The sequence below is a fragment of the Metapseudomonas resinovorans genome, from assembly GCF_002003485.1.
GTDB lineage: Bacteria > Pseudomonadota > Gammaproteobacteria > Pseudomonadales > Pseudomonadaceae > Metapseudomonas > Metapseudomonas resinovorans_D.
In genome coordinates, this window is sequence record NZ_BDMA01000057.1 from 101,447 (window position 1) to 117,138 (window position 15,692).

Here is a 15,692-nt window from a genome sequence, read left to right on the forward strand (position 1 = left end):
CCATGACCCGACAACGAGCCCTGATCGTCGACGACGAACCCGATATCCGCGAGCTGCTGGAGATCACCCTCGGGCGGATGAAGCTCGACACGCGCAGCGCCCGCAACCTCAAGGAAGCCCGCGAGTGGCTCGCGCGCGAGCCCTTCGACCTGTGCCTGACCGACATGCGCCTGCCCGACGGCACCGGCCTGGAACTGGTGCAGTACATCCAGCAGCGTCACTCGATGGTCCCGGTGGCGATGATTACCGCTTACGGCAGCCTCGACACTGCGGTGAATGCGCTCAAGGCCGGCGCCTTCGACTTCGTGACCAAGCCGGTGGACCTTGGCCGCCTGCGCGAACTGGTCAACACCGCACTGCGTCTGAGCACCCCGGATGAAGGCGAAGCCCCTGTGGATGGTCGCCTGCTGGGCACCTCGCCGCCCATGAGCGCCCTGCGCAAGCAGATCCAGAAACTCGCCCGCAGCCAGGCGCCCGTGTACATCAGCGGCGAATCAGGTAGCGGCAAGGAACTGGTCGCACGGCTGATCCATGAACAGGGTCCGCGCACCGAGCGCCCCTTCGTACCGGTCAACTGCGGCGCCATTCCGTCCGAACTGATGGAAAGCGAATTCTTCGGCCACAAGAAAGGCAGCTTCACCGGCGCGGTCGAGGACAAGCAGGGCCTGTTCCAGGCGGCCAACGGCGGCACACTGTTCCTCGACGAAGTGGCGGACCTCCCACTTGCCATGCAGGTCAAGCTGCTGCGCGCCATCCAGGAGAAGGCCGTGCGCGCTGTGGGTGGTCAACAGGAAGTCGTCGTCGACGTGCGCATCCTAAGCGCCACTCACAAAGATCTCGCTGCTGAAGTCGCGGCCGGCCGCTTCCGCCAGGACCTCTACTACCGCCTCAATGTGATCGAACTCAGCGTGCCGCCACTGCGCGAACGTCGGGAAGACATACCGCTGCTGGCCGAAACCATGCTCAAACGCCTGGCCCAGCAAAGCGGACTGCCCGCCGCCAGCCTCGCCCCTGAAGCCCTGGACAAGCTCAAGTGCTATCGCTTCCCAGGCAACGTGCGCGAGTTGGAGAACATGCTCGAGCGTGCCTACACGCTCTGTGAGGACGACCAGATCCAGGCACGCGACCTGCGGCTGGCCGAAGCGGGCGGTGCGGTCGAAGGCGGAGAGGCCAACCTCGCGCACATCGACAATCTGGAAGACTACCTCGAAGACATCGAACGCAAGCTGATCATGCAGGCGCTTGAGGAAACCCGCTGGAACCGCACGGCCGCAGCCCAGCGCCTGGGCCTGACGTTCCGATCCATGCGCTATCGCCTGAAGAAGCTGGGCATCGACTGACATTCACCAGCAAGCAGGCTCCCGCAAAAAGTAGGAGCCAGCTTGCTGGCGAATAGGTTCCTCACGCCAATCTACCGGCAGGAGCGTACGGCGCCGGGTCAATAATGGGCGCCCGCTCCAGCATCAGGTCCGCCAGCAACCTGCACGAGGCCGGTGCCAGCACCAGTCCGTTGCGGTAGTGACCACAGTTCAGCCAAAGCCCATCCGCCCCCGGCACCGGACCGATGAAGGGGATACCTTCCGGTGAACCGGGACGCAACCCCGCCCAGTGCCCCACCAGTTCGGCCTCAGCCAGTTGCGGCAACAGTTCGAAAGCCGAGGCCTTGAGACTTTCCAGCGCGTCCCCCGTGGGCGTCTTGTCGAAGCCGGCATGTTCCAGGGTGCTACCCACCAGGATATGACCATCCCGGCGCGGGATCGCATAGCGCCCCTTGGCCAGCACCATGGCCGGCAGGAAATCCGCAGCGCACTTGAACAGGATCATCTGCCCCTTGACCGGCTCCACCGGAAGCGTCAGCCCGAGCAAGCCAAGCAGCTCACCGCTCCAGGCACCAGCAGCCAGCACGACCCGATCTGCCAGCACCTCGCCCAGGGCCGTTTCCACTCCGATCACGCGCCCGTCCCGACGAACGAATCCACGTACTTCGCAGTGTTCCTGCACAGACACGTTAGGCATCCGCAGCAGCGCTTCACGCAGCGCTCGCGTCAGGCGCGGGTTACGCACGTTTGCGACACCGGACATATAGATAGCCCGCTGGAATCCCGTTCCCAGCGGCGGCACCGCGGCATGTACCTGGGCGATTTCCACTGACGCCAACGGCCGCCCTTCGCGCGCTGCCCAGGCCAGGGCCTCGGCTTCGTCGTCCAGATCCAGCCAATAGAGGCCGGTCTCGTGGACCTCAGGATCTATCCCGGTTTCAGCGAGTAATCGCTGACCGAGTTGTGGGTAAAAGTCCTGGGACCAATGCGCCAATGCCGTCACTGCACTGCTGTATCGCCATGGGTACAGCGGCGAAACGATACCGCCTCCCGCCCAGGAAGACTCGCGCCCCGTGTCGCCGCGCTCCAGAAGGCAGACCTGCTGCCCATTGCGCGCCAACTCGAGCGCACTGAGAAGGCCTATGGCACCGCCACCCACAATGGCGACGCTTTTTCCTACATCGGTTGGCATCAAAAAACCCCACCTTAGACTGCCCGCACACACATTTCCGCCCCGGCAAGGACGCCGACCATGAAATCACGTTACGGCCATACGCTGGTCGAGCTTCTCTTTTGTTTGCTCATTGCCGGCATCCTGCTTGGCCTGGCCATGCCTTCTTTCGTAACGACCATCGAACGCAGCCGCGAGACGGCAGCGGTCAACCAACTAATCGGAGCGCTGCATTATGCACGCAGCACCGCGGTGATGGAGCGCAAGGTGGTAGGGATATGCGCTGGACAAGGCTTCTGCGCTGACAAGCCACATTGGCAAGGTCAGGTACTGATCTTCAATGACCGGAACAGGAACGGGCAGCTCGACACCGACGAAGATCTGCTTCGCGCCTTACAACTTATCGACAATTTCGATCTGTACTGGCGAGGATTTCGCCGAACCAATTACCTGCACTTCAAGATGGACGGCACAACGCCAGCCATGAATGGCACGTTCACTTTCTGCCGCGCAGGCTCAGCCAGGAAGCAAGTCGTGATCAACCTATCAGGCAGAGTGAGAACCCACGCACCCTCTGATGACGCACCTTGCAGCTAAGGTGCAACTCGTCGTGGATTCTGCTCGCTGGTCATCTGAAAAGCGCTGATAATCCGTTCATCGGGTAGGGTAAGCCCAAGCAGATATGGATCGCGGCGATGCAGTTACGAAATGGATTCACTTTGATCGAATTGATGGTAGTGATTGCCATAGTGGCAATCCTGGCGAGCATTGGTATTCCAAGCTTTCAGGCACTAATGCAGAACAACAGCATGACCAGCCAGACCAACGGACTGTTGGGCGTATTGCAACTGGCGCGCAGTGAAGCTGTGACTCAGCGGCAGCAAGCCACTGTCTGCCCCAGCAACGACCAGGGCACGTGCAATAGCGCCAGTTGGAATGACGGAACGCTTGCGCGGCGCGATGACGGCACGGTCATCCGCGTCATGCAAGCCAATGCAGACTTCAATATTGTCGGACCCGCCTCGATCGTCTACGCAGCGGACGGTACGAGTGTCGGCGGAACCCTGCGAGTCTGCGACTCACGCGGCAACGCCGACTCCAGAACCATAATTGTCAATGCTGCGGGCCAGGCCGGTAGCCGTACTTATCAAGCTGGAGATTCGGCATGTCCTCCGTAAGAGCCTTAGCCCGAGAAAATGGCTTCAGCCTGATCGAAGTACTGATCGCACTGTTGGTTCTTGCCATCGGCCTGTTAGGCATGGCCAGCCTGATGCTTACCAGCATGAAGTCCAACCAGAGCGCCTACCAACGTAGTCAGGCCAATTGGCTTGCCTACGATATAGCCGAGCGCATGCGGCTCAATCGGAATGTGGCGATCACCGGTAACAGCTATGTGGTCACTACTGCCACAGCCACTCCGAGCGACCCCGGGTGCAAGGCAAACGGCTGCTCCGCTACGAATGTCGCGCAACTGGACGTACACGAATGGATGACCCAACTGGCCCTAGCAGGAGTCAGGGGCACAGTGGCGCGCCTCAATACCAACCAATACACCATCACTATCAGTTGGCAGGAAGACAGTTCCAGAGCCTGCGCACCGGTCAACGGCACTCCTCAGTGCTCCTTCGTATTAAGGGTCAACCTATGAAGTATCGGTATCACTCTTCGCGGGGAAAGCAGCTAGGACTCTCATTGATCGAGTTGATGGTCGCAATCCTGCTCAGCTCTCTGCTGCTCTTGGGCATACTGCAAATGTTCAGCAACACAAGTGCAAGCGACAAGGCCAATACCGCTCTTGCCCGCCTGCAGGAAAGTGGTCGGGTGGCGCTCGAAATACTCAAGGAAGACTTACGGAGTACGGGCTACATCGGCTGCGCAGATCCTAACCCATCGAAACTAGAAGACTTGTATCCCAGCGACCACAAACCTGTCCGCGAATTTCCAGCTGCTGCCATAGGCCAAATAGGCACAGACACTCGTGAAGGGGCCGGCACCTCAAGTGACGAGATAACAATTGTTCATGGTTCTTCTATCCGCGCCGAACTGTTCAACGTTACTGGCGCCACCGCGACACTGGTCACCAGCGACCCTAACCTTCGAATTGGCAATGGCCAAGGTCAGGAGTTCGTCTTGACCGATTGCGAAATAGCTTACGTATTTACTGCAACCGTATCCACATCCAGCTCAAACGATGTTTCCAGCAGTACTGATAGCCGCACCAAGATGCCGTTCAAATACTCCCTGACGCAAATAAAAGACAAAAACGGCAATACCCCAAACTTTTTTGGAAACACCACGGCCGAAGGTTCGGAAATCACGCGACTTGGTCAAGTGAAATATGACGTCAGCAATGGCGCCCTGCGAAAGAACGGCAGTGAAGTAATTGCCAATGTCGAGAACTTCCAGGTGCTCTACGGCATCGACAGCGGTGGGCAAACACGCTGGTACGACGCCAATGGTTTGGCTGGCGATCCCAATCTGCCGGTTCAGGTCCGTCAGGTGAAGATCAGCCTGGTGATCGCCAGCCCCGAGAACGCCGCCAGCGGCACCAGCAATCAGGTCTTCGACATCGCTAATATCAGTGCAGACAACCAGTTTGCCGCGGTTAACGATCAGAAAATTCGTCGCGTATTCAATACCACAATCGACATGCGGAACCGGAATTGACCATGACAACTCTTGCCCGGAATCAGCGCGGTGTTGCCCTGATCGTCAGCTTGATCTTTCTGCTGCTATTAACCGTACTCGCAATATCGGCCTCCAGCACCTCCTCACTGCAGGAGCGCATGGCATTCAACTCCCAGGAAAACAATATCGCGTTCCAGACTGCGGAGAGTGGTCTTGCCTCGATAAACATCAGCAAGATGACTACGTGCTCCGCCCCTGAGAGCCAGACAATTCAGTCCGTCACTTATGCCAGCGGTCGCGTCACCCGGGCTCTTGTGACTGTCACTTACGACGAAGTAGGCGACTTGGACGTGAAGCCGGGGTCTCCCATAACCGGGCGTTACGACATCACCAGCACGGCAACTCTCGAACCCGCTGCGACCACCGCAGCCGCTATCGAAGACAATACCCACTCATTGCACCGTCGCGGCTATCGCTGCCTTGGATTCAATTGAAACTCGCTGATGCAAGATGAGGGCACAGCCTTGAAAACTCGTATAAGAACCCTCCACCGCCTGGCCCTCAGCACGCTTTCCAGCTTGTTGATCTTCAGTGCAGCGAATAGTTATGCAGATGACACCGAGATTTTCTTCGGTGGGCCGGCGATCGATACCGGTATTCGCCCCAATGTACTTTTCATCCTCGACAACTCCGGTTCCATGGCCTGGCGGACGGCCAGTAACAACACTCCGTCGGGTAGCGAGAAATCGCGGATGCAGATCCTCAAGGAATCCTTCTCTAGCATCATAAATAGTGCTGGCGCCATCAACGCCGGGATCATGGTGCTCAACGAACGCAGTGCGTACAACAATACGCGCATGGTCTACCCGGTCAGCAATATAGATGCTCCGCTCCCTGGTTCTGTGCAACAGGTTGCCAGTACGCCGGAGATTCTGGTCAGCGGTGACGACGCAACGCAGAGCAATCTCGGTGGTGGAGCGACGATCGACGGTCACACACTGCAGATGGGCTATATCACCACCAGCACCACGACGGTCAATAACAGCAAAAGCGTCCTGGCGCACAACGACGCATTCTTTCAGAGTCGCTACAACAACAAGGATTGGGCGTGCCGCCTGAACGAACCCAGCGACGATCACGATGCGTCGAACGACGCCTGCGGCAACAACGACAGCGAGAGGATCAATGTCCGCTCCAACAGCGACACCAACACCGGTTCCGCAAGTGGTGGGGGAAACCCCACAGTAACTGGTAGCGCACTGCTTTATTTTCGAAGCTTGAGCATTCCCGCGGCCGTCCACAACGACGCAAGTTTCAAGGCTTACCTAGACCTACGACCGACCAACAACCAGAACAACAACCTTCCTACCGTTCAGGTAACGATGCAGGACAGCAAGGCCCCTGTCGTGCCGAACGACCTGAGCGAGATCAATCCGAATCGGACCTACATCACGGCCAACATCGCCGCAACGTCCTGGAACTCGTCGAGCACTACGACGCTGGACATCACCGATCTGGTCAAGCAGGTGCTGGACAATGATGCCGACGCGCTGCAATCCATGCTCATCAAGCTGCGCGCGACTGGTGCGAATGACTACACCTTCTGCGCCATAAGCGGCTCAAGCAGCAGCCCGGGTTACTGCGGCACCAGCAATGGCATGTTCAACGCTCCGACCATCCGTATCACCTACAACAGTACCGCGCTCCAGAATGAGGTTAAGACCGGCCTGTTGCGCTTCCAGAACGTGGGCATCCCCCAAGGAGCCACTATCACCGGAGCGCACCTGAACTTTGCCCCGGCGACCACCAATGGCGACCCGCTGACCCTCGAGATAAAGGCTGAGCAGGCCGTGGACGCGGCTGTGTTCACAAGCGGCAGTGATGCTGCAGGCCGAACCCCCAAAACGACAGCGGCAATTGGATGGAGCGCCCCGGCCTGGACTAACCAGAATCCGCCTGTGCATGAGGAAGGTCCGGACATCAGAGCATTGGTACAGGAAGTGGTTAACCTGCCAGGCTGGTGCGGGAACAATGCCATGGCCTTCTACCTCAAACCCACCTCGGGCACCGGCTCACGCACCGCCCATAGCCTGGATGGCGCGCCCGGCCTGCAGCCGACTCTGACCGTCAGTTATACCGGCGGTACCGGCGGTTGCCTCAATCCGATCATAGAAGCCAGCGTCACCAACCCGAAGAATGATGCCTTCGAGGAGAATGACGGTGACATGGCGCTCGGTGGCAACACCCTCCCCATGGACAGGAGTCGTTTCGCCGCTCGTTATGAGAACGTCCCGCTTATCAACAGTGCGACCATTCTCGATGCCCAGGTGATCCTGACGCCCGCCAATACCGTCAACACGCCTAACGTAACCACCACAGTGCGTTTCGAGAACGCCGACAACTCGGCCCCCTTCACCAATTCCGAAGACAATATCAGTGACCGCAACGACACGTCGGACAGCAGTTGCGTAATCACCAGCTGGGTCACCGGAAGTCCGGTCACCTGCCATGGCACCCAGCTCAAGACCGGCCTGCAGAGCATCGTCAACCGAGGCGGCTGGACACCCGGCAACGCCCTCACTGTGATGTCGGTGCAGAGTAGCGACACCAACCTGGACGTCCAGGCCTACGAAAGCAACCCGGCGCAATCGGTGAAGCTGCGCATCAAGGTTGCCAGTGGTGGCTTGGCGAACAGCACCTACACCGTGCGCCAGCACCTGAATGCTCTTGTCCAAGCAATGACCGCCAATGACGGTACACCAATAGTGCCGACCTACTATGAGGCCGCGCAGTACCTCAAAGGCCAACTCAGTGGGTACCCGAGCCCCGTTACCAGTGCCTGCCAAGCTACTCACGTCGTGTTGCTGACTGACGGCCAGGCAAACGGCTCGACCGATGCTTCGAGAGCCGGTATTGGCACTTGGGCCGGCAGCTCTTGCACGGGAGATGCAAGCGCTAGCGATGAAAAATGTGGCCGAACTTTGGCGACCTATCTGGCCGACAACGACCAGTCCACCTTCGACGGAGACAACTTCGTCACCACCCATACCATCGGCTTCGCCCTGGGCGCCCTGGCTCCGAACACCGCGCCACAGACGTTCCTGAACGATCTTGCCAGCAACGGCAACGGCAACGCCTATACCGCCGCCAACGCCAGCGAGCTGAGCGCGGCATTCAGCCAGATCCTGCAGAACGTGCTGAGCATCGACACCACCTTCGTCAGCCCCGGTGCTGCAGTGAACCAGTTCAACCGCCAGAGCAACAAGAACGAGGTCTACTTCGCCTTGTTCAAACCCTCGGAAACCAACCGCTGGCCCGGCAACCTGAAGCGCTACGCCCTCAACAGCAGCTCAGGTGATGTCATTCTCGATGCTGACAATGTCGGCGCTGTCGACCCCCTTACCGGGTTCTTCAAGACCACTGCCCGCAGTTTCTGGACCGCTTCGGCCGATGGCAACAACACCGTACTTGGCGGTGTCGCCAATCAACTGCCGGCGGCCGCCAGCCGCCGTACCTTCACCTTTATCGGCACCTCGCCCAGTGGCGTCTCAGGGACAGCGGTCAGCCTGAATAGCAGCGCTCATCGCCTCGAAGATGCCAACGCGGCAATCACCAGTGCTGCACTGGGTGCAGCCAACGCGACTGAGCGCACCGAACTGATCAACTGGATTCGTGGCTTGAACACCGATGGCAGTGCCCGAAATGCGATCGGCGATCCGTTGCATTCGGTACCACGCTTGGTCACCTATCAATGCAATAGCTTCACGGACAGCAGCCTGACCGCGTGCGCAAGCGAGGACCAGAGCGCCTTCGTTGGTACCAACGAGGGGTTCTTGCATGCGTTCAATACCAATACGGGCGTCGAGCAACTGGCCTTCATGCCGCAGGAGCTGCTCGGCAACATCAAGCAATTGAAGACGAACGCCCGCTCCACCTCACTGGTGCCACGCAAGTACGGGATGGACAGCACCGTTGCCATCTGGGTCAACGATGCCAACCGCAACGGCGTCATCTACGGCGGCCGTGACCCGGACTCCACGACGACGCCTCCAGCCAGCCTTAGCGGGCTGAACACTGGGGAGTTTGTCTATGCCTATGCCACCATGGGCCGGGGAGGACGCAGCCTCTATGCGCTGGATGTCACCGACCGAGACAATCCGAAAATGCTCTGGTTCAAGGATAACAGCAGCACCGGATTCTCCCGCCTCGGCCAAACCTGGTCGGTGCCGGTGGTCACCAAGGTCCAGATCGGCGCCGCGAGCAGCAGTAATCCGCCAACCGATGTACTGGTGTTCGCGGGCGGCTACGATCCGAATCAGGACGAAATCAGCGCGCGGACAGCCGACACCATGGGCAATGCCGTCTACATCGTCAACGCCAAGACTGGCGCCCTGATCTGGTCTGCCAGCAGCGCTACTGGCCACACCCTGCAGTTGAGCAAGATGGTCTACAGCATGCCTGCCAGCTTGCGGGTCATTGATATCGACCGCGACGGGGTCGCCGATCAGTTCTTCGCCTCCGACATGGGCGGTCAGGTCTGGCGCTTCTTCATCAATAACGGCAGTGATGCCAGCAGCCTGGTCAGCCCCTTGGACAGTGCATCAGGCAGCGCTGACGACGGAATCCTCGCCAACGTGATCCCGGCCGATACCGGTAGCGAGACCCCAGCCCAGCTGGAGTCCAAACTCCGGCGTTTCTATAACGAACCCAGCGTTGCCCTGCTGACCGTAGCAGGCGGCAAGACTCTGGTAGTCAGCATCGGCTCGGGCTATCGCGGTCACCCGCTGGACAACGGAACGGCTGATCGCTTCTATTCCTTCCGCACGCCGATCATCTCCAGCAATGCATCCCACACGGTTCTGACTGAAAGCAACCTGTACGACGCTACCGACAATTTGATCCAGAACGGCAGCACTGCGGAGAAAACAGCAGCCGCCAGTGCCTTCGCCAGCTCACCTGGCGGCTGGTATATCCGTCTGACCAATACTGGTGAGAAGGTTCTTTCGGATGCCCTCACCTTCTCTGGCAAGTTGTTCTTCAACACCTATGAGCCGACTGCAGCCAACAATTCGTGCAAGGCGGTACAAGGGATCGGTCGTGCCTACGCGGTCAATCTCTACGATGCCACTCCCGTTTCACAGGAGGCGGGCACTACTCCAAGTGCACGCGCGGATGTCCTGAAAGCCGGCGGCATCCCCCCACGCCCCATTGTGCTGTTCCCGGAAGGCCAGTCGAAGGATCCGGTAGTGTGCATTGGCACCGAGTGCGTTGAAGTGGGCTGGCCTGAACCCGGTTCAACTTACTGGATCAACGAGAGCAGATGAACATGCACCGAGGGAATCATGGTTTTACCCTGATCGAACTGATGATCACGGTCGCAGTGGTAGCCATTCTGGCCGCTATCGCAATTCCTAGTTACCAAGGCCACGTACGGCGCACGGCCTGTGAGGACGCCAAAGGCGCCCTCACAGGGCTGGCCAATGCGATGGAGCGATTCAGGTCTCAGCAAGGTACTTATCTAGCCGCTGCGGCAGGTGGCGCTGATACTGGCGCGCCTTCAATTTTCGCCAACCAAAGCCCAGTCGATGGCACGCCCAAACAATTCGACCTGACCATCAGCGCCGCCACGGCCAGCACCTATACTCTGACGGCCGCCCCTATAGCCGGCAGCATCCTGGCAGGTCAGGGCAGCCTAACCCTGACTTCGGCTGGAGTTCGCGCGGGTAACGCACCTCTTGGAAATCTGTGGGGAAGCTGCCGCGGCATCTAAAGGCACGCAAACGAAAACGGGGCCATCAGGCCCCGTTCTTCATTCAGCAGGAAAAGCTCAAACCGCCTTAACCCGCAATTCCTTCGGCATCGAGAACGTCACATTCTCCGGCCGGCCATCCAGTTCAACGGCTACCTCGGCGCCCCACTCTCGGAGCTGGTCGATCACGCCTTGCACCAGGACTTCAGGTGCGGATGCGCCGGCAGTGATGCCCACCCGCTGGGCCTTTTCGAACCACTCGCGCTTGAGGTCTTCGGCACCGTCGATCAGGTAGGCCGGGGTGTTCAGGCGCTCGGCGAGTTCGCGCAGGCGGTTGGAGTTGGAGCTGTTGGGGCTGCCGACCACCAGGACGACATCGCTCTCGTGAGCCAGTTGCTTCACCGCATCCTGGCGGTTCTGGGTGGCGTAGCAGATGTCGTCCTTGCGCGGGCCGCCGATGCTCGGGAACTTGGCGCGAAGCGCGTCGATGACGCGGCTGGTGTCGTCCATGGACAGGGTGGTCTGGGTCACGAAGGACAAGGCCTCCGGATTGCGGACCTGCAGGCGTTCCACGTCCGTTTCGTCCTCCACCAGGTAGATCGCGCCGCCGTTGCTGGCATCGTACTGCCCCATGGTGCCTTCCACTTCGGGGTGGCCGGCGTGGCCAATCAGGATGCATTCGCGGCCGTCACGGCTGTAGCGTGCGACTTCCATGTGCACCTTGGTCACAAGCGGGCAAGTGGCGTCGAACACTTTCAGGCCACGGCGATCAGCTTCCTGGCGCACGGCCTGGGAAACGCCGTGGGCGCTAAAGATGACGATGACGTTGTCCGGCACCTGATCCAGTTCTTCGACGAAGACCGCGCCACGGGCGCGCAGGTCCTCGACCACGAACTTGTTGTGCACCACTTCATGGCGCACGTAAATCGGCGGACCGAAGACTTCCAGCGCGCGGTTGACGATCTCGATGGCGCGATCGACGCCGGCGCAGAAGCCGCGCGGATTGGCGAGTTTGATTTGCATGGCGGTTACCTCGTCCGGCCGCAGGGGATCAGGCCGGCTTGACCGACAGGATCTCCACCTCGAAGGCGAGAGGCTTGCCGGCCAATGGGTGATTGAAGTCGATGGTCACATGCGTGTCGTCGATCAGCTTGACCACCCCAGGCAACTCGGCGTTGGCCGCGTCATTGAAGATGACCAGCAGGCCTTCGGAAAGCTCCATGTCCTGGAAGTTGCCACGGGGCATCACCTGCACGTTCTGCGGATTGTGCTGGCCGAATCCCTGCTCCGGCTCGACGGCGAGGACGCGCTTGTCGCCGCTCTTGAGTCCGAATAGCACGCTCTCGAAGCCAGGCAACAGGTTACCGTCGCCTACTTTGAAGGTGGCCGGCTTCTTCTCGAAGGTGCTGTCCACCACGTCGCCGTTATCCAGCTTGATGGCGAAATGCAGGGTGACTTCCATGTCCGGCCCTATGCGATGTTCAGTCATGGGCAGGTTCTCCGGACTTCTTCGCTTTGAACATATCCAGCGCCAGCATCACGGCGCCGACGGTGATGGCGCTATCGGCCAGATTGAACGCCGGGAAATACCAGCGGTTCTGCCAATGCACCAGGATGAAATCGACCACGTGGCCAAGTACCACGCGGTCATAAAGGTTGCCAAGGGCTCCGCCCAGAACCAGGGCCAGCGCGATGGCCAGCCAGGTTTCTTCGGGCTTCAGGCGCTTCAGCCAGACCACCAGCACGCCGCTCACAACCAAGGCGATCATCGCGAACAGCCAGCGCTGCCAGCCGGAGCTATCGGCGAGGAAGCTGAAAGCCGCCCCGGTGTTGTAGGCCAGGGTCCAGCTGAAATAGTCGGGGATGACCACGATCTGCTGGTAGAGGTTGAGCTCGGTTTCGAAGAACCACTTGCTCGCCTGATCCAGTATGAACACCAGGGCGGTCAGCCACAGCCAGCCGAGACGGCCGTATGCCTTAGGCATAGTGACGAACCTCGCCGGCCCCATCGATGTTTTCGACGCAACGGCCACACAGCTCCGGGTGCTTCACGAACTGACCAACATCGGCGCGGTGGTGCCAGCAACGGCCGCACTTGGTGTGGGCGGATTTGTGGATTTTCAGCTTGAGGCCGGCGACTTCGGTATCCACGGCATCGGCCGGGGCACTGGCCAGGGGCTGGACGTCAGCCGCCGAGGTGATCAGCACGAAGCGCAGTTCGTCGCTCAGCTTGGCCAGGCTCGCCACCAGGGCGTCTTCAGCGAACAGGGTGACTTCGGCCTGCAGGTTGCCGCCAATCGCCTTGTTGCTGCGCAGGTTTTCCAGTTCCTTGTTGACCGAGGCCTTGACGGCCATGACCTGCTCCCAGAATTCGCGGTCCAGCTCGGTGCCTTCCGGCAGCTCGGACAGGCCTTGGTACCAGGTATTGAGCATGACGGACTCGTTACGCTCGCCCGGCAGGAACTGCCAGATTTCCTCGGCGGTGAAGGACAGGATCGGCGCGATCCAGCGCACGAGGGCTTCAGCGATGTGGAACAGTGCGGTCTGGCAGGAGCGGCGCGGCACGCTGTCAGCGGCGGTGGTGTACTGGCGGTCCTTGATGATGTCGAGGTAGAAGCCGCCCAGTTCCTGCACGCAGAAGTTGTGCACTTTCGAGTAGACGTTCCAGAAACGGTACTCGCCGTAGGCTTCTTCCAGTTCGCGCTGCAGCAGCAAGGCGCGGTCCACGGCCCAGCGATCGAGGGCCAGCATGTCTTCCGCCGGCAGCAGGTCCTTGACCGGGTCGAAGCCGTTCAGGTTGGCCAGCAGGAAGCGCGCGGTGTTGCGGATGCGGCGGTAGGCATCGGCGCTGCGCTGGAGGATCTGCTGGGAAACCGCCATCTCACCGGAGTAGTCGGTGGCCGATACCCACAGGCGCAGGATGTCGGCGCCCAGACTGTCGGTAACCTGCTGCGGGGCGATGACGTTGCCCAGGGATTTGGACATCTTGCGGCCGCTTTCGTCCACGGTGAAGCCGTGGGTCAGCAGTTGGCGGTAAGGTGCGTGGCCGTCGATGGCGCAACCGGTCAGCAAGGAAGAATGGAACCAGCCACGGTGCTGGTCGGAGCCTTCCAGGTAGAGGTCGGCAGCCGGACCGCTGGCATGGCCCAGTTCTGCGTGGGAGCCGCGCAGGACGTGCCAGTGCGTGGTGCCCGAGTCGAACCATACGTCCAGGGTGTCGCTGATCTTGTCGTACTGGCCGGCCTCATCACCGAGCAGTTCGGCGGCATCCAGCTTGAACCAGGCTTCGATGCCTTCCTGCTCGACGCGAAGGGCAACCTGCTCCATCAGCTCGACCGTGCGCGGGTGCAGGTCGCCGGTGGCCTTGTGCAGGAAGAACGGAATCGGTACACCCCAGTTGCGCTGGCGGGAGATGCACCAGTCAGGACGGCCGGCGATCATGCCGTGCAGGCGCGCCTGGCCCCAACCCGGAACGAATTCGGTCTGTTCGATAGCGGTCAGCGCACGCTCGCGCAGGGTGGCGCCCTGCTCCGGCTGCTTGTCCATGCCGACGAACCACTGCGCGGTGGCGCGGTAGATCAGCGGGGTCTTGTGACGCCAGCAGTGCATGTAGCTGTGGCTGATGGATTCGTGCTTGAGCAACGCACCCACTTCTTCCAGTTTGGCGACGATGGCCGGATTGGCTTTCCAGATGAACTGGCCGCCAAAGAACGGCAGGTCCTGAACGTAGACGCCGTTGCTCTGAACCGGACTGAGGATGTCGTCGTTGCTCATGCCGTGCTGTTTGCAGGTACGGAAGTCGTCCTCGCCGTAGGCCGGCGCGGAGTGGACGATACCGGTACCGGCGCCCAGCTCGACGTACTCGGCCAGGTAGACGGGCGACAGGCGCTCATAGAAGGGGTGGCGGAAGCGAATCAGGTCCAGCGCCTCGCCTTTGGCGGTGGCGATGACCTGGCCTTCCAGGCCGTAGCGCGAAAGGCAGGATTCCACCAGTTCTTCGGCCAGAATCAACAGGCGCGCGCCGGTATCCACCAGCGCGTAGTTGAATTCGGGGTGGACGTTCAGTGCCTGGTTGGCCGGGATGGTCCAGGGGGTGGTGGTCCAGATGACGATGGCAGCGGGCTTGTCCAGGCTCGGCAGGCCGAAGGCAGCAGCCAGCTTGTCGGCATCTTCAATGGCGAAGGCGACGTCGATGGCGTCAGACTTCTTGTCGGCATATTCGACTTCCGCCTCGGCCAGGGCCGAAGCGCAGTCGAAGCACCAGTTCACCGGTTTCAGGCCCTTGAACACGAAGCCCTGCTTGACCATTTCGGCCAGTGCACGGATTTCGCCGGCCTCGTTGCTGAAGGCCATGGTTTTGTAGGGATTGCCCCAGTCGCCCAGTACACCAAGACGGATGAAGTCGGCCTTCTGGCCTTCGATCTGCTCGGCGGCGTAGGTACGGCACAGCTCACGGGTCTTGTCCGCGGGCAGGTTCTTGCCGTGGGTGGTCTCGACCTTGTGCTCGATGGGCAGGCCGTGGCAGTCCCAGCCCGGAACATAGGGCGCGTCGTAGCCCGCCAGGGTCTTGGAGCGAACGATGATGTCCTTGAGGATCTTGTTGACCGCGTGACCGATGTGAATGCTGCCGTTGGCGTAGGGCGGGCCATCGTGCAGGACGAACCTCGGGCGACCTTCGCCGATCTGACGCAGCTTTCCGTACAGGTCGATGCTGTTCCAGCGCTGCAGCAGTTCCGGCTCGCGCTGGGGCAGACCGGCCTTCATCGGGAATGCCGTCTCGGGCAGGTTCAGGGTCGCTTTGTAATCGGTCATTTCAAGTCCAGGC

13 protein-coding genes are annotated in these 15,692 nt (G+C 60.4%); 8 read left to right on the forward strand and 5 right to left on the reverse strand.

Annotation, left to right across the window (positions count from 1 at the left end; all coding sequences use genetic code 11):
* Nucleotides 1-2 precede the first annotated feature (2 nt).
* Nucleotides 3-1,340: a sigma-54-dependent transcriptional regulator gene (locus tag MnOB_RS15340; RefSeq protein WP_077525085.1), complete on the forward strand. Its 1,338-nt coding sequence runs from the start codon at nucleotides 3-5 to the stop codon at nucleotides 1,338-1,340.
* Nucleotides 1,341-1,401: 61 nt separating this feature from the next.
* Here MnOB_RS15340 and thiO read toward each other — a convergent pair whose 3' ends face one another.
* On the reverse strand, nucleotides 1,402-2,511 hold the full coding sequence (gene thiO / locus MnOB_RS15345) for a glycine oxidase ThiO (RefSeq protein WP_077525086.1): 1,110 nt from the start codon (nucleotides 2,509-2,511) through the stop codon (nucleotides 1,402-1,404).
* 60 nt (nucleotides 2,512-2,571) lie between these two features.
* Between thiO and MnOB_RS15350 the strand changes: the two genes are divergently transcribed.
* From MnOB_RS15350 to MnOB_RS15380, 7 genes are all read left to right on the forward strand, one after another.
* A complete protein-coding gene (locus MnOB_RS15350) occupies nucleotides 2,572-3,087 on the forward strand; it encodes a GspH/FimT family pseudopilin (RefSeq protein WP_077525087.1) in 516 nt (171 codons plus the stop codon).
* Between the two features lie 98 nt (nucleotides 3,088-3,185).
* Complete coding sequence (locus tag MnOB_RS15355) at nucleotides 3,186-3,668, forward strand: GspH/FimT family pseudopilin (protein WP_077525088.1); 483 nt, start codon at nucleotides 3,186-3,188, stop codon at nucleotides 3,666-3,668.
* A complete protein-coding gene (gene pilV / locus MnOB_RS15360) occupies nucleotides 3,656-4,138 on the forward strand; it encodes a type IV pilus modification protein PilV (RefSeq protein WP_077525245.1) in 483 nt (160 codons plus the stop codon). Before MnOB_RS15355 ends, pilV begins: the two co-directional genes overlap by 13 nt.
* Nucleotides 4,135-5,157: a PilW family protein gene (locus MnOB_RS15365; protein WP_265093688.1), complete on the forward strand. Its 1,023-nt coding sequence runs from the start codon at nucleotides 4,135-4,137 to the stop codon at nucleotides 5,155-5,157. The genes pilV and MnOB_RS15365 overlap by 4 nt, the downstream gene beginning before the upstream one ends.
* Nucleotides 5,158-5,159: 2 nt before the next feature.
* Nucleotides 5,160-5,612: a pilus assembly PilX family protein gene (locus tag MnOB_RS15370; RefSeq protein ID WP_077525090.1), complete on the forward strand. Its 453-nt coding sequence runs from the start codon at nucleotides 5,160-5,162 to the stop codon at nucleotides 5,610-5,612.
* 30 nt (nucleotides 5,613-5,642) lie between these two features.
* Nucleotides 5,643-10,442 carry a pilus assembly protein gene (locus MnOB_RS15375; RefSeq protein ID WP_234358270.1) on the forward strand — a complete coding sequence of 1,600 codons (4,800 nt, stop codon included), beginning with the start codon at nucleotides 5,643-5,645 and terminating at the stop codon, nucleotides 10,440-10,442.
* Nucleotides 10,439-10,888, forward strand: a complete 450-nt coding sequence (locus tag MnOB_RS15380; RefSeq protein ID WP_352230851.1) for a type IV pilin protein — start codon at nucleotides 10,439-10,441, stop codon at nucleotides 10,886-10,888. The genes MnOB_RS15375 and MnOB_RS15380 overlap by 4 nt, the downstream gene beginning before the upstream one ends.
* Before the next feature lie 57 nt (nucleotides 10,889-10,945).
* On the opposite strand, the gene ispH is transcribed toward MnOB_RS15380, so the two are convergent.
* Genes ispH through ileS form a run of 4 tightly spaced genes read right to left on the reverse strand, consistent with a single transcriptional unit; the run spans nucleotide 10,946 to nucleotide 15,679 of the window.
* Entirely contained in the window at nucleotides 10,946-11,890 is a 945-nt protein-coding gene (ispH, locus tag MnOB_RS15385; RefSeq protein ID WP_077525092.1) for a 4-hydroxy-3-methylbut-2-enyl diphosphate reductase, read from the reverse strand.
* 28 nt (nucleotides 11,891-11,918) lie between these two features.
* The gene (gene fkpB, locus MnOB_RS15390) at nucleotides 11,919-12,356 is read right to left on the reverse strand and encodes an FKBP-type peptidyl-prolyl cis-trans isomerase (protein WP_077525093.1); all 438 of its coding nucleotides are present in this window, start codon (nucleotides 12,354-12,356) and stop codon (nucleotides 11,919-11,921) included.
* Nucleotides 12,349-12,852 (reverse strand): signal peptidase II, encoded by a 504-nt coding sequence (gene lspA / locus MnOB_RS15395; protein ID WP_077525094.1) that lies wholly within the window; start codon nucleotides 12,850-12,852, stop codon nucleotides 12,349-12,351. Before lspA ends, fkpB begins: the two co-directional genes overlap by 8 nt.
* Nucleotides 12,845-15,679 (reverse strand): isoleucine--tRNA ligase, encoded by a 2,835-nt coding sequence (gene ileS, locus MnOB_RS15400; RefSeq protein ID WP_077525095.1) that lies wholly within the window; start codon nucleotides 15,677-15,679, stop codon nucleotides 12,845-12,847. The genes lspA and ileS overlap by 8 nt, the downstream gene beginning before the upstream one ends.
* Nucleotides 15,680-15,692: the final 13 nt, after the last annotated feature.

What these genes read in the sequence shown, in the direction of transcription:
- MnOB_RS15370 (WP_077525090.1), top strand. Translation starts at nt 5,160, where the DNA reads ATGACAACTCTTGCCCGGAATCAGCGCGGTGTTGCCCTGATCGTCAGC.
- fkpB (WP_077525093.1), bottom strand. Translation starts at nt 12,356, where the DNA reads ATGACTGAACATCGCATAGGGCCGGACATGGAAGTCACCCTGCATTTC.
- MnOB_RS15380 (WP_352230851.1), top strand. Translation starts at nt 10,439, where the DNA reads ATGAACATGCACCGAGGGAATCATGGTTTTACCCTGATCGAACTGATG.
- ispH (WP_077525092.1), bottom strand. Translation starts at nt 11,890, where the DNA reads ATGCAAATCAAACTCGCCAATCCGCGCGGCTTCTGCGCCGGCGTCGAT.
- thiO (WP_077525086.1), bottom strand. Translation starts at nt 2,511, where the DNA reads ATGCCAACCGATGTAGGAAAAAGCGTCGCCATTGTGGGTGGCGGTGCC.
- MnOB_RS15340 (WP_077525085.1), top strand. Translation starts at nt 3, where the DNA reads ATGACCCGACAACGAGCCCTGATCGTCGACGACGAACCCGATATCCGC.
- MnOB_RS15355 (WP_077525088.1), top strand. Translation starts at nt 3,186, where the DNA reads ATGCAGTTACGAAATGGATTCACTTTGATCGAATTGATGGTAGTGATT.
- pilV (WP_077525245.1), top strand. Translation starts at nt 3,656, where the DNA reads ATGTCCTCCGTAAGAGCCTTAGCCCGAGAAAATGGCTTCAGCCTGATC.
- lspA (WP_077525094.1), bottom strand. Translation starts at nt 12,852, where the DNA reads ATGCCTAAGGCATACGGCCGTCTCGGCTGGCTGTGGCTGACCGCCCTG.
- ileS (WP_077525095.1), bottom strand. Translation starts at nt 15,679, where the DNA reads ATGACCGATTACAAAGCGACCCTGAACCTGCCCGAGACGGCATTCCCG.
- MnOB_RS15365 (WP_265093688.1), top strand. Translation starts at nt 4,135, where the DNA reads ATGAAGTATCGGTATCACTCTTCGCGGGGAAAGCAGCTAGGACTCTCA.
- MnOB_RS15350 (WP_077525087.1), top strand. Translation starts at nt 2,572, where the DNA reads ATGAAATCACGTTACGGCCATACGCTGGTCGAGCTTCTCTTTTGTTTG.